This is a genomic window from Spirosoma sp. SC4-14 (assembly GCF_037201965.1).
Classification (GTDB): Bacteria; Bacteroidota; Bacteroidia; order Cytophagales; family Spirosomataceae; genus Spirosoma.
Genome location: NZ_CP147518.1, coordinates 338,340 through 352,799 on the forward strand (window position 1 = coordinate 338,340; position 14,460 = coordinate 352,799).

Consider the following 14,460-nt stretch of genomic DNA (forward strand, 5'->3'; position numbering starts at 1 on the left):
ATCTGAAAAAATTTAAATTTTTTCAGATAAGCCTTAGGCTTTTTCTATGTATACTTACGGATTTTCTCTTTATCTACTTATTCGATCTATTCCAGGTAAAGATGCTTAAGATATTAATTCGCTTTAGGCTTGTTTTTCTACTCTGTTTAGTAAACGTATCGATTATAGCACAAACCCATTATCCTCCTGGCATCCAGTGGCAGCGGGTACTTGCAAATGGTGGCCTTGCTCCATTGCAGGCTATAAAAGCAAGTAACGGTGGTTATGCGCTGGTTTGCCAGGGAAAAGTTTTACGATTGTCGGAGCAAGGGAATACGATTTGGCAAATCTCGTTTCCTGCCTATCCTGAAAGCATTGTCTATAGCAATATAGCTGAATTAATTACAGCGACACCCGATGGTGGTTTCGGCGTATTGGTACACAACAATTCAAAATGGTCTGTAGCTCGGATAGATGCTAGTGGAAATATTTTATGGATGAAGCCATTTGCTGATCGTCCCGAGGAGGGTAATAGTCTAGTGTCTCAAATTTTCACAACCTTAATTTATACCACTGATGGAGGTTTCCTGGCTGTAAATTATACCCGGAATGGGCGTTCCGGAACATCAACCATACTCTATAAAATTGATACTGAGGGTAATTTAACTGCCAGTCAATCTGTACAGAATTTAGCTGCAGGTTACACAGTCACTAATCGGCTCATTCAAACAAATGATGGCAATTACATACTGTTTGGCGCGGCCGCTACGGCTACATCAAACGGTAATTTGATTGCCTGGATCGCTAAATGTAACGCTGATCTTGTCCCTGTATGGAAAAAAGACTTAAGCGGTAACAGTTTAGAGGATGTTATACCGAATCCTTTTTTTGCGAACTCGTATATAGCTGTAGGTACTGAAGATCCTTCTGGAACGAGAACGATCAGAATTAGTGCAGACGGAGATGTTAGCAGTGATTTTAGCCAGATAAATCGAACTCCCAATACACAATCACTGATCACAGGCGGTACGAATAACTACACGATCGTGGATATAGTCAACGAAAACGGTGGCGATGTGCGACTTTTGAATGTTGGAGTACAAGGAGCCAATTGGCTTAAAAAACTAGGTGGTTCGTCGGCCGAAGTCATCAAAAGTGCGATTGCTACTGATGACGGAGGCTACTTAATTCTAGCAACGACTACGTCGATGGATGGCGATGTGCAGGGAAACACAAGCAGTAATCCAGTTCCCTGGCTCGTTAAGCTAGGGCCTCCTTGTAATGGAGAGCTTTACACCGTTCAGGCGGGAAACTGGAACGATCCGGCCATATGGTCTTGTGGACAAATTCCATCAATTTCTGATGTTGTTCGCATAAAACATGCTATTGTTTTACCGCAAAACTATACCGCAAATGCCCGTCAGATTATCTATGATTTGCCTGCTCAGCTAGAATATTTGTCTGGAGCCCAACTTCTTTTAAGTCAATAATTTCAATTTCAAGCATATTTTAATAGTCATATTTTCTGCCAATTTCGTATTTTAAGTAATGTACTCATATTCTCATCTGATTGATTCTTAAGAAGTAGATGCTGGCGAGCCTTTTCAGTATAGCCCTATGAGCCAAATTTGGCTTAAATTAGTACAATCAGCATTTCATTCTTACTTAGAACCAATATAAATAAAATTGATAACGTAAAATAACTAAACATCAACTTTTGCCGATACAGTATTCGTGTCGTACTTTTGTGGGCCTATGAAAGGGCAGTGCTGATTATGTTGATCAACTCAATGAATAGATCTCTAAAAATGAGTCGTTTGTCTAGGTTTTGCGGAGCAGTTGCTCTGTCTCTGGCCCTGTTTATTAATGGGGCGCAGGTAAAGGCGCAGGACTCATCTGCGGCTGCAACAGCAGCTACACCAGCGTCAGGGGGTAGTGGTGATGCCGAAAAAGGAAAAAGTCTGTTTACCAACAACTGCGCACAATGTCATTCGGTAACGGACGAAAAAGTAGTTGGTCCCGGCCTGAAAGGGATCGAACAGCGTGCTCCAAGCCGTGATTGGCTCCACAAATGGATTCGCAACTCATCGGCCGTTATTGCTTCCGGTGATGCGTATGCCAACCAGGTTTTCAACGCCAACGGTAAAGTTCAGATGTCGAGTTTCCCGAATCTATCAGATGCTGACATCGATGGCATTCTGGCCTACATCGACCAGGCTAGCAACCCGCCTGTTAAGGCAGGGCCAAGCACTCCGGGAGATCAATCGGTTGCACCTGCTACGGCTGCATCGAGCGGGCCATCGGAACTCTTCACCTTTGTGCTGGTTGCCTTGCTGGTTGTTATGCTTCTGGTATTAGGCGTACTGCTGGTAATTGTAACAATCCTGTCTAAAGCCGTAACACCCACTACGGCTGAAGGTGCTGAAGCTGCCGGTTCGTTTGGCCAACGTCTGAAAACAGGCCTGTCGAATGCGTTTAACAACTCGACACTCCGCTCAATTGTTATTTGGTTATTTATTCTGGTAGTTGCTAAGGAAACGATTGATGGTGCCTACAGCATTGGTATCCAGCAGGGTTACGCTCCTAAACAGCCCATAGCCTACTCGCATAAACTTCATGCCGGTCAGTATAAAATTGATTGTAACTATTGCCATACTGGTGCTCAGAAAGGTAAGAATGCAACAATTCCAGCTGCTAATATTTGTATGAATTGCCACGGTGTTATTAAGAAAGAATCGCCGGAAATTCAGAAAATATACACTGCTATTGAACAGAACCGCCCTATTGAGTGGATTCGTGTTCATAATCTTCCAGACCTGGCTTACTTTAACCATGCGCAACACGTAAATGTAGGTAACGTACAATGCCAGACCTGCCACGGTGAGATCGAAAAAATGGAAGTTGTAGAGCAACGTTCGTCACTAACGATGGGCTGGTGTATTGATTGCCACCGCAGAACAGAAGTCAATACGAAAGACAACGCTTACTACGACAAGCTAGTGGCTTTGCACAATAAAGAAAGTAAGGAACCGCTTAAAGTGGCTAACATCGGCGGTCTTGAGTGTTCTAAATGTCACTATTAATCACCCACCGACTCTCCCAGTAGGTATCTTACCGATTACAACACGCATGGAAGAAAATACGACCAAACGGTATTGGAAAGGGGTTGAAGAGTTACGCAACGATCCAGCGTTCGTAAAGAATGCGAACAGCGAGTTTGCGGATCCTGACCTAAACGGCTCGTCGAATGACCTTGATGGTCTGCTCGGTGGCTCGAACACCCAACGCCGTGATTTCCTGAAAGTAATGGGCTTTGGTATGGCAGCTGTAACACTGGCTGCCTGCGAAACACCAGTTCACAAAGCCATTCCGTATATTAATAAACCGGATTTCACATTCCCTTCTATTTCAGACTACTACGCATCAACATATACAGATGGTGGCGATTATGCCGCAATTCTTGTTGAAACCCGCGAAGGACGTCCGATTAAAATTGAAGGCAATCCATTGTCTAGTGTATCGAAAGGTGGTACAACCGCTCGCGTTCAGGCGTCGGTTTTGTCGCTTTATGATAACGATAAATTGAAAGGCCCTAAACGGGGTGAAGCAGATATCGACTGGGCAACCGCCGATCGTGAAATCATCAACCAACTGAGTGCAGTGGCATCGCGGGGCGGGGCTATTCGGATCGTAACCTCCACGATTTTAAGCCCTGCTACAAAAGCTGTTGTGGCTGATTTTATTGCCAAATACCCAACAGCTACCCATGTTATGTATGATACCAATTCAGCATATGGTATCGTACAGGCCAACCAGTCGTCGTTTGGTAAAGCAGTTATTCCATCCTACGACTTCAGCAAAGCGCAAACAATTGTTAGCGTTGGTGCTGATTTTCTGGGTACCTGGATTTCTCCGCTCGAATTTGCCCGTCCGTATGCACAAGGTCGTAAGATAGGTGCAGTAGGTGCTGGCAAAAAGACCATGTCTCGTCACTACCAGTTCGAAACGGGCTTGTCGATGACGGGTGCCAATGCCGATTACCGTTCAGCTATCAAACCCTCGCAGGAAGGTCTGGTCGTTGCAGCTCTCTATAATAAGGTTGCTGCCAAGTTAGGCGGAACGGCCATAAGCACGGCATCGGTTGATGTTCCTTATCTGGACAAAGCGGCCAATGATCTGGCCAGCTCACGTGGCAAAGCACTGGTTGTGTCGGGTTCAAACGATCCTAATGTACAGGTTGTCGTAAATGCACTGAACAATCTGCTTGGTAGCTACGGAACTACTATCGACATCAACTCTCCTGTTAATTACCGACAGGGTAACGATCAACAGATGAATGCGTTTATCAACGACGCAAAAGCTGGTCGGGTTGGTGCTGTGTTGTTTTTTGGTGCTAACCCAGTTTATGATCATCCGCGTGGTGCAGAACTGGCCGAAGCGCTGCCAAAAATTAGTTTATCGGTTTCATTTGCCGATCGGGCCGATGAAACAGCTTCACTAGTAAAATATATTACACCTGCTCCACACTTCCTCGAGTGCTGGAGCGATGCTGAGCCAAAGCAGGGATACTACAGTCTCACGCAGCCAGCAATCACCAATATTTATAAGACTCGTCAGTTTCAGTCTAGCCTCTTAACCTGGGCTGGCAAACCATCTGACTTCCAGGTTTATCTGAAAAATTTCTGGCGTGCAAACCGTTACCCGCAAGCTTCGGGTGCCGGATCGTTTGAAACGTTCTGGGTAAAATGCCTGCACGATGGTGTATTTGAACCAAACAAAGGGGCTGCTGTCGCTGGAAGTGCTTCATTTGCCGGCAACCTGGCTCAGGCTGCAACGAGTATCGCTCAGGTTTATAAGCCTTCTTCGGGAATCGAATTAGCATTATACGAAAAAGTTGGGATGGGCTCTGGTTCAATGGCCAATAACCCCTGGCTTCAGGAAATGCCTGACCCCGTTACGAAAGCTTGCTGGGACAACTACGCTGCTATTTCTCAGAAAACCGCGAGTGAGCTAGGCCTTTCTCAGAATGATCTGGTAAAGGTTACCGTAAATGCCAAGTCGGTCGAAGTGCCAGTTATGATCCAACCAGGTCAGGCCGATAAAACGGTTTCAATTGCTGTTGGCTATGGCCGCGAAAAAGCTGGTAAAGCTGCCGATGGTGTAGGGAAAAATGTATTTCCTTTTGCCGTAATTGTAAATGGAGCTGTGACCTACAGCGTGTTTAACATTCAGATCGAAAAGGCTGGCGGTTCACGTGAGATTGCACAGACTCAAACTCACGATACTGTAATGGGTCGTCAGGCTGTTTTGCAGGAAGCTCGCTTGGCCGACTACCAGAAGAATCCGAAAGCCGGTCGTTACGAGCCGGAAGTTGTGACTTCAAAAGGTCCTAAAACGCCGACGGATATTTCGCTCTGGAATGGTTATGGTAAGCCAAACCACTCGTGGGGAATGGTTATCGACCTGAACTCCTGTATTGGTTGCGGAGCCTGCGTAATTGGCTGCCAGGCTGAAAACAACATCGCCGTAGTAGGCCGTCAGGAAGTTATCAACCGTCGCGAAATGCACTGGATTCGGATTGATCGGTACTACAGTAGCGACGCCGAGCCAGAAAACCTGAAAGAACTGGAAGTAGCATCGGCTAACCCCGAGGTAACGTTCCAGCCAATGCTTTGTCAACATTGCAGCAATGCTCCCTGCGAAACGGTTTGCCCGGTTCTTGCCACAACACACAGTACCGAAGGGCTGAACCAGATGACCTATAACCGGTGTGTGGGTACACGTTACTGCGCAAACAACTGTCCTTATAAAGTACGTCGCTTTAACTGGTTTAAATACTTCGATAACGATAACTTCGATTACAACTTTAATAACGACCTGGGCAAAATGGTCATTAATCCAGACGTAACGGTTCGTTCGCGTGGGGTAATCGAAAAATGTTCGTTCTGCGTACAACGCATTCAGGAAGGTAAACTGACTGCCAAGAAAGAACGCCGTCGGCCATATCCCGACGAAATTCAGACGGCATGTGCTCAGGCTTGCCCAACAGATGCGATTATTTTCGGAGATATGAACAATCCGGAAAGTACGATCTCGAAAACACTGGAAGTCGAATTGCAAGGTCGTGCTTTCCACGTACTCGAAGAGATTAACGTCAGACCACAAATTTCGTATCTGACCAAGATTCGGAATAAGGACGAAGAACCTAAACAAGAAGGTCGTCAGGAAACAAAGGCATAAAATAACTTATGATTTACGGTGTACGAATTACGATTTTTACACATCGTGATCCTACAAACCGTAAATTGTACATCGTAAATCGAAAATTAAAAAAGTAAGTATATGTCGCATGTAACATCAGCCGTAAGAACTCCCCTGGTCACTGGTGGTAAGACCTACGCCGACGTGACGGAGGATATCAGCAGACAGGTTGAGGGACGGCCCACACGCGAGTGGACGATTGCCTTTACCATCTCGGTGATTGTACTACTCTACGGAACCGCCTGCGTATTCTGGACCTGGTGGGAGGGCCTTGGTGTATGGGGCTTAAATAAAACTGTTGGCTGGGCCTGGGATATCACCAACTTCGTATGGTGGGTTGGTATCGGTCACGCCGGAACCCTGATTTCGGCCATTCTGCTGCTGTTCCGTCAGAAATGGCGGACTGCTGTGAACCGTGCTGCAGAGGCAATGACGATTTTTGCCGTTATCTGTGCGGCTTCGTTCATTTTGATGCACATGGGGCGCCCCTGGTTGGCCTACTGGGCCTTGCCATTGCCAAATACATTTGGCTCTTTGTGGGTAAACTTTAAGTCGCCACTAGTATGGGACGTATTTGCCATCAGCACATACTTTACTGTATCGCTGGTATTCTGGTACATGGGGCTATTGCCTGATTTGGCTACCATTCGCGACCGGGCACGCAGCAAAGTATCTCGTTACATCTACGGTGCTTTTTCTCTGGGCTGGAACGGATCGGCTAAAACCTGGGCTCGTTATGAATATATGAGCTTAATTCTGGCTGGACTTTCAACTCCTCTGGTATTATCAGTACATACCATCGTAAGTATGGACTTTGCTACGTCGGTAATTCCGGGGTGGCATACCACTATTTTCCCTCCATACTTCGTTGCCGGTGCTATCTTCTCTGGGTTTGCGATGGTGCAGAACCTGATGCTGATTATCCGGGTGGTGTTTAAGCTGGAAGATTATATTACGCTTGAGCACATCGAGTCGATGAACAAGGTTATTACGCTGACCGGTTCAATTGTTGGTATTGCTTATCTAACGGAGTTCTTTATTGCCTGGTACTCGGGCGTTGAGTTCGAAGCATATGCCTTCATTAACCGGGCTACCGGTCCTTACTGGTGGGCCTACTGGGCAATGATGACCTGTAACGTAATTTCTCCTCAGCTTTTCTGGTCGCGTACAATCCGGAGAAGCATTGTCTGGACCTTTACTTTGTCAGTGGTAGTAAACATTGGTATGTGGTTTGAGCGTTTCGTAATCATTGTGACTTCGTTGCACCGTGATTATCTGCCATCGAGCTGGGCCATGTTCCATCCAACACTGTTCGATATTAGCGACTATATTTTCTCATTTGGTTTGTTTTTCACATTATTCCTGCTGTTCTCTAAGTTCCTGCCGGTTGTGAATATGGCCGAAGTGAAAACAGTCATTAAGTCGTCGTCTGAGAAATTGCCCGTTTCTGTATCGGGTGTTGCTAAAGGCGAACGTGTTGCCAATCCAACGTTTAATAAAGACGTAGAGTAAAAACTTAGTTCGAGCCGGAGAACCGGGCGTTCGCAGTCTGAAATAAGAAATGACAGACTGCGAACTACAAACCTCAAACACTAATCACTGAACATGTCAGACGTAAATGGTAACGGTAAATTCTTAGTAGGCATCTACGATGATGATGATGTCGTACTGAACGCCGTTAAAGATGTTAAAAAAGCTGGTGTACGTATTCATGAAGTGTATTCGCCGTTTCCTATTCACGGATTAGACGTTGCACTGGGGCATCCACGTACCAAGCTTGGTATTGCCGCCTTTTTATTCGGCTTATCAGGGACTACTACTGCACTCTTACTAACGGCTTATACCGAAAGTTTCGATTGGCCAATGATTGTTGGTGGTAAAGATTCCTATTCGCCAATTATTTATGTACCTATCATTTTCGAATTGACGGTACTTTTCTGTGCTTTAGGCATGGTAGCTACCTTTTTGGTATCGAATGGCCTGGGCCCAACAGTAAAACCCTTAATGTATGACCTGAGAACTACCGATAATAAATTTGCTATGGCAATTGACCTGAGCAAAAACAATATCGGCGAAGGTGATATAGAGCAGATCCTGAGAAAATCGGGAGCTGCCGAAGTAAATATTAAGCAGTTCTAAAGGTCAGGATGAGAATGATAACTAAACATACAAGCGCAACTGCACTAGCTATCGTTGGACTGCTGTTTGCAGGAACATCCTGTAAGCGTGGCCATGATAATCCCGGTCTCGAATTTGCTCCTAATATGTATGATGCGGTTGGATACGAGCCTTATCGCCAGATTCGTCCAAACCCTATCAACGTAAAAGAAAGTGGCCTCAATATGCGGCTGCCTGCTCAGGGAACGGTTTCTCGCCCTAATTATCGGACCACATTTGGTAGTGGAGAAACGGCAAAGACCGACCTGATGATGTATAACATCCCGGCAGACAGCATCGGAATTGCGGAACGAACTCTAACGAATCCAATTCCGGAAACGGAAAAATCACTGGACGAAGGAAAGCTTCTTTATACGCGCTACTGCTCACACTGTCATGGTGCAACTGGTAAAGGCGATGGCCCTGTTGGGCAACAGTATAAAGGTGTTCCGAACTATTCGACTGATGCCTATAAGACCATGAACGATGGCCATATTTTTCACGTGATCACACATGGAAAAGGCCGGATGTGGCCACACGGTTCTCAGGTCACACCAGATGATCGCTGGAAGATTGTGCAATACGTACATAAATTACAACAAGGATAAATTGAGTGATCAGTTTTCAGGTTTCGGTTTTTAGTACTGAATTGTATTGAAACCCTGCTACTGGAAACTGAAAACCGGAAACTGATAACTATTAAGAATGGCATCGGCTCACGCAATACCGTCGTTAGACGAAGAATTTGAATTTACTGCGGAATCCAAGCGTCGACTGATTATCGGCTTCGGACTCGGGGTCGCGTTGGTAGCAATCGGCGCGTACTTACTGTCTTCAGGTGCCGGATCGCATGAAGCACATGGAGCAGCCCATGCGGCTGGTGCTCATGAAGGCCATGAGGCCGGTCATCATGCTTATAAGTGGACTAACCGCCTATGGGCCAATGTTTGGCTGAATGCAGTGTATTTTACTGGAGCATCAGTAATTGGCATGTTTTTCATGTCGTATAATTACCTGGCTCAGGCTGGCTGGTCGTCGGCTTTCAAACGTATCCCCGAAGCAATGCCCGCTTACCTGCCCTATATGGCAGTTGCAATTTTAGGCGTCTTCTTCATTGCTGGGCATGATTTATTTCACTGGACTAATCCAGCTCTCTATGACAAGAGCAGTCCTGAATTTGATCCGATTATCAACGGTAAACATGGATTCTTGAATACACCGTTTTATCTGGGTCGTGTAATTGCCTATTTTGCCTTATGGTATTTCCTGTGGCGTGTGCTTAGAAATAATTCTCTACAGGAAGATCTCTATGGGGGTACTGAATACTACAATAATAGCATTAAGTGGGGAACTGCATTCCTGGTCGTTTTTGGTGTAACCTCGTCGACTTCGGCATGGGATTTTGTGATGTCAATTGATACTCACTGGTTCAGCACCATGTTCGGTTGGTATACACTAGCAAGCTGGCACGTTACGGGTCTGGCCATTATTACGTTAACGGTAGTAACCCTGAAAGAACGTGGTTATCTGAAAATCGTTAATGAGAGTCACCTGCATGATTTAGGTAAGTTTATGTTTGCTTTCAGTATTTTCTGGACTTACGTCTGGTTTGCCCAGTTTATGCTGATCTACTACGCTAACTTACCCGAAGAAGCGATTTATTACCGTGAGCGTTTTAGCGGTTATGGTGGTATTTATAAGGCTCCATTTTTTGTAAATATCTTCCTAAACTTTGTTTTTCCATTCCTTGTTCTGATGACAAGAGATGCTAACCGGACGTATATTTTCCTGAAACTGGCTGCCTGGGGAATTATTATTGGCCATTACTTCGACTTTTATACGAATATTATGCCTGGAACTGTGGGCGAACATGGAGGATTTGGGCCGATGGAATTCGGTATGATTCTGATTTTTGCCTGTGGCTTTATATGGTCGCTATCTTCTCAGCTAACAAAAGCTAACCTGATTCCAAAGAATCATCCAATGCTGGAGGAAGCAATACACCATGACATTTAATCAATAATCCGCTTACAACATGGTTTATATAATCGCTTTATTATCGGTAATCTTCCTTGGATTGGCTGTGTTGGTTGTATCCAGGATGGCTAACGTCATAAAGAATGCGACAGGCCCCGTCGAAGAAGGGCGCATAGGCATGAGCAACCGAATCAATGGTGCTCTGTTCATCGTATTTTTTGTTCTTGGTGTTATTGGGTTTGTTTGGTCGTTTCTATATGCCAAACAGTTTTTCTTACCGGAAGCATCCTCTCCACACGGTCGTCGTACTGACTTCCTGTTCTGGTTGTCGATGGGAATTATTACCGTTGCGTTTGTTGTTACCAATGCCCTTTTGTTCATTTTTTCCTGGATGTACCAGCATAAGGAAGGACGTAAAGCGGCATATTATCCAGAGAACCATAAGCTAGAACTGATCTGGACGGTTATTCCGGCAGTTGTTATGGCTGTGCTGGTCTTTACCGGCTGGCGTGCATGGCGTGATATCATGGCAGAAGCTCCGGCCGATGCTCAGGTATTTGAAATTGTTGGAAAGCAGTTTAACTGGATTGTTCGCTATCCGGGTGTTGATAACAACAAGCTGGGTGCTTATAATTATAAGCTGATCGACAACAATAACGAAACCGGCATTGACTATACCGACGAAGCTTCGTTCGATGATTTCGTTTCCACATCGGAGCTGCATATTCCGGCAGGAAAGCCTGTTCTCCTAAAAATCCGGGCGCGTGATGTCTTGCACAGTGTATTTATTCCTCACCTCCGTGTGAAAATGGATGCTGTGCCAGGTATGCCAACTCGTTTCTGGTTCGTAGCTGATAAAACTACGGATGAAATGCGGAATATAACCGGCAATCCTGATTTTGGTTATGAAATTGCCTGTACCGAAGTTTGTGGTCAAGGCCACTTCTCAATGCGTATTCGGTTGATCGTAGAAGATGAAACCACCTGGCAGGCCTGGTGCAAAGAGCAAAAACCGCTGCTGACATCAACGCCAGAGCTGGCAACGCGTATTCCTGCGAATTTGAAAGCAAAAGCAGCAAAATACTTGCCTGCTGATGCCGCTGCTGCTCCATCGGACAGTTCTACCGCGTCAACGAATCAAGGTGGTGGTATATCGGTAGCCAGTGCTACGATCCGTTAATCTCTAAACTCACAAGAAACCAAATACTATGGCGACTGTATCGGCTAATTCGGCAATTGTGGCTCATGTGGCAGAACATGACCATCATGAGCCGCAAAGTTTTTGGCGCAAGTACATTTTTTCGGAAGACCATAAAACGATTGCTAAACAATATCTGATTTCAGGTATCATTTGGTCTATTATTGGAATCAGCCTATCCGTAATGTTCCGCCTTCAGTTAGGTTTTCCTAATATGAAACTGGAATTTCTGCGGCCTATTCTTGGCGGCTGGATCAACGATGCTGGTAAACTTGATCAGGATTTTTACCTGGCTCTGGTTACTATGCACGGTACCATTATGGTATTCTTCGTGCTAACGGCGGGGTTGAGTGGAACCTTCTCGAACTTCCTGATTCCCTTGCAGGTCGGTGCTCGCGACATGGCATCGGGATTCCTAAACATGTTGTCGTACTGGTTCTTCTTTTTGGCCAGTGCCATCATGCTCTTTTCGCTGTTCATCGAAACGGGACCGGCTGCCGGTGGCTGGGTCGTATATCCTCCTCTTAGTGCATTGCCACAGGCACACAAAGGCTCGGAGTTAGGTATGACGCTCTGGCTTGTTAGTATGGCTCTATTCATTGTGTCGCAGTTGCTGGGTGGTATTAACTACATCACTACCGTTATCAACCTGCGGACACGGGGCATGTCGTTCAGTAAATTACCACTAACGATCTGGGCTTTTTTCCTGACGGCGGTTCTGGGTCTGATCTCTTTCCCCGTACTTCTTTCAGCAGCTTTATTGCTCATCTTCGACCGTAGCTTTGGAACAAGCTTCTATCTGTCGGAAATCTACATTAAAGGCGAAGCGCTACCAAACGTAGGGGGTAGTCCAATTTTGTTCCAGCACTTGTTCTGGTTCCTGGGGCACCCTGAAGTATACATTGTATTATTGCCTGCTCTGGGTATGACCTCCGAGATTATCGCTACGAACTCGCGTAAGCCAATTTTCGGTTATCGTGCCATGATTGCTTCTATGATGGGAATTGCCTTTCTGGCTTTCATCGTATGGGCACACCATATGTTCGTAACGGGTATGAATCCATTCCTGGGATCGGTTTTCATGTTCCTGACGTTGATTATTGCTGTTCCATCGGCAGTTAAAGCGTTTAACTACATAACAACATTATGGCGTGGCAATATTCGTTTTACGCCAGCCATGCTGTTCTCGATTGGGCTGGTTTCGTTCTTTATCTCAGGTGGTCTGACTGGTATCATTCTCGGTAATTCGGCATTGGATATTCAACTGCATGACACCTATTTTGTAGTTGCTCACTTCCACCTTGTAATGGGTGCTGCTTCGGCCTTTGGTTTGTTGGCCGGTGTATACCACTGGTTCCCAAAAATGTTTGGCCGTATGATGAACGAGAAGCTTGGCTATCTTCATTTCTGGTTGACCTTCATTGGCATCTACCTCGTATTCTTCCCAATGCACTATATCGGTATTGCGGGTTTCCCACGCCGTTATTATGCATTTACGAGCTATGATTTTACGAAAAATATTTTCGCTGATATGAATAGCTTCATCAGTATTGCAGCGATCTTCACTTTCTCGGCGCAGTGGATCTTCATCTTTAACTTTGTGTATAGTCTGTTTAAAGGTAAGAAGGCTCCTCAAAACCCCTGGAAATCAAATACGCTTGAATGGACTGCGCCAATCAATCCTGGCCATGGTAACTGGCCGGGCGAGATTCCAGCCGTTTATCGCTGGCCATACGATTATAGCAAACCAGGTGCAAAGGATGATTTCATCCCTCAAAACGTGCCATATTCACAAACTCCAGAATCAAACCTTCCGCATGAGAATGAGCTGATTGCTATGGAGAAGGAAATTGAGGCACAGAACCTGAATGACCAATTCGCACAACCTCACTGATAAAAGTGGACAACGGTTTCGGAGCCTGGCTCTTCTAACAATAGTTATTGTCTATCTGGTCGTATTGGCCGGGGGTGTTGTTAGAGGAACTGGCTCCGGAATGGGCTGTCCCGATTGGCCAAAGTGCTTTGGCCGCTGGATTCCTCCAACGGAACTATCTCAATTACCCCCCAATTACCAGCAGATTTATGGGGCTAAGCTGAAAGGCGAAATAGAGTTTAATGCCGTAAAAACCTGGATAGAGTATGTCAATCGACTGCTTGGCGTTTTATCGGGGTTTTTCGTTTTTGCTACGTTAATCGCTTCTTTATCGTATCTGAAAAAAGATAAAGTAGTTTTTTGGGGAAGCCTGGCTGCTTTTATTCTGATAGGCCTTAATGGTTGGTTAGGCTCACGTGTAGTAGCCACTGAACTGGCGCAGTATATGATTACGCTGCATCTGTTATTAGCAGTACTCGTAGTCTTGGCGTTATTATTTGTTTTTATACGTTCCAATCCGCCTAAAGAGAAATTTTCTCAACCCATTAAGTCAACCCAGCCTTTTAGTTGGTTTTTACTGGTAACAATGGTATTGACTACAGGCCAGGTATTGATGGGTACTGTGGTAAGAGAAACGCTCGATGAAGTCATCAAAGAGGTAGGATATACGCAACGCGCAAATTGGATAAGTAGTCTTGACTGGCATTTTTATGTTCACCGGTCATTTTCATTGGTAGTACTGGCTCTTCATATCGCCATAATTTATCGCCTACGCCATATCCGTCAAAATCAGTGGTTGCATAATGTGGCCAATTGGTTGCTTGTGTTGGTCATAGCGGAAATACTAACGGGTGTTGTTATGGCTTATCTGGAAGTTCCGGCAGTTGCACAGCCTATCCACCTCTTATTGGCAATAATAATTGTTGGGTTGCAGTTTTTGGCTTGGCTGGCCTTAACACCTGGACTTATACCGGCAAAACAATACACCGAACAGCCGAATTTACTAAAGGTATAG

General features: G+C 45.4%; 10 protein-coding genes. All 10 read left to right on the forward strand.

The window, feature by feature from the left end; all coding sequences use genetic code 11:
- Window positions 1-101: 101 nt before the first annotated feature.
- The 10 genes from WBJ53_RS01385 to WBJ53_RS01430 all read left to right on the forward strand — a co-directional run bounded on the left by WBJ53_RS01385 (window position 102) and on the right by WBJ53_RS01430 (window position 14,460).
- Complete coding sequence (locus WBJ53_RS01385; RefSeq protein ID WP_338874255.1) at window positions 102-1,469, forward strand: hypothetical protein; 1,368 nt, start codon at window positions 102-104, stop codon at window positions 1,467-1,469.
- Between the two features lie 285 nt (window positions 1,470-1,754).
- On the forward strand, window positions 1,755-3,062 hold the full coding sequence (locus tag WBJ53_RS01390) for a c-type cytochrome (protein ID WP_338874256.1): 1,308 nt from the start codon (window positions 1,755-1,757) through the stop codon (window positions 3,060-3,062).
- Window positions 3,063-3,108: 46 nt separating this feature from the next.
- On the forward strand, window positions 3,109-6,219 hold the full coding sequence (locus WBJ53_RS01395) for a TAT-variant-translocated molybdopterin oxidoreductase (RefSeq protein WP_338874257.1): 3,111 nt from the start codon (window positions 3,109-3,111) through the stop codon (window positions 6,217-6,219).
- A gap of 102 nt (window positions 6,220-6,321) precedes the next feature.
- Window positions 6,322-7,752, forward strand: coding sequence for an NrfD/PsrC family molybdoenzyme membrane anchor subunit (gene nrfD / locus WBJ53_RS01400; RefSeq protein WP_338874258.1), 1,431 nt, complete (start codon window positions 6,322-6,324; stop codon window positions 7,750-7,752).
- 93 nt (window positions 7,753-7,845) lie between these two features.
- A complete protein-coding gene (locus WBJ53_RS01405; RefSeq protein ID WP_338874259.1) occupies window positions 7,846-8,379 on the forward strand; it encodes a DUF3341 domain-containing protein in 534 nt (177 codons plus the stop codon).
- Between the two features lie 14 nt (window positions 8,380-8,393).
- Window positions 8,394-9,005, forward strand: coding sequence for a cytochrome c (locus WBJ53_RS01410; RefSeq protein WP_338874260.1), 612 nt, complete (start codon window positions 8,394-8,396; stop codon window positions 9,003-9,005).
- A 97-nt stretch (window positions 9,006-9,102) separates the two neighbouring features.
- Window positions 9,103-10,413, forward strand: a complete 1,311-nt coding sequence (locus tag WBJ53_RS01415) for a quinol:cytochrome C oxidoreductase (protein ID WP_338874261.1) — start codon at window positions 9,103-9,105, stop codon at window positions 10,411-10,413.
- A gap of 19 nt (window positions 10,414-10,432) precedes the next feature.
- Window positions 10,433-11,554, forward strand: a complete 1,122-nt coding sequence (locus tag WBJ53_RS01420; protein ID WP_338874262.1) for a cytochrome c oxidase subunit II — start codon at window positions 10,433-10,435, stop codon at window positions 11,552-11,554.
- Between the two features lie 28 nt (window positions 11,555-11,582).
- On the forward strand, window positions 11,583-13,466 hold the full coding sequence (locus tag WBJ53_RS01425; RefSeq protein ID WP_338874263.1) for a cbb3-type cytochrome c oxidase subunit I: 1,884 nt from the start codon (window positions 11,583-11,585) through the stop codon (window positions 13,464-13,466).
- Window positions 13,441-14,460, forward strand: coding sequence for a COX15/CtaA family protein (locus tag WBJ53_RS01430; RefSeq protein WP_338874264.1), 1,020 nt, complete (start codon window positions 13,441-13,443; stop codon window positions 14,458-14,460). Before WBJ53_RS01425 ends, WBJ53_RS01430 begins: the two co-directional genes overlap by 26 nt.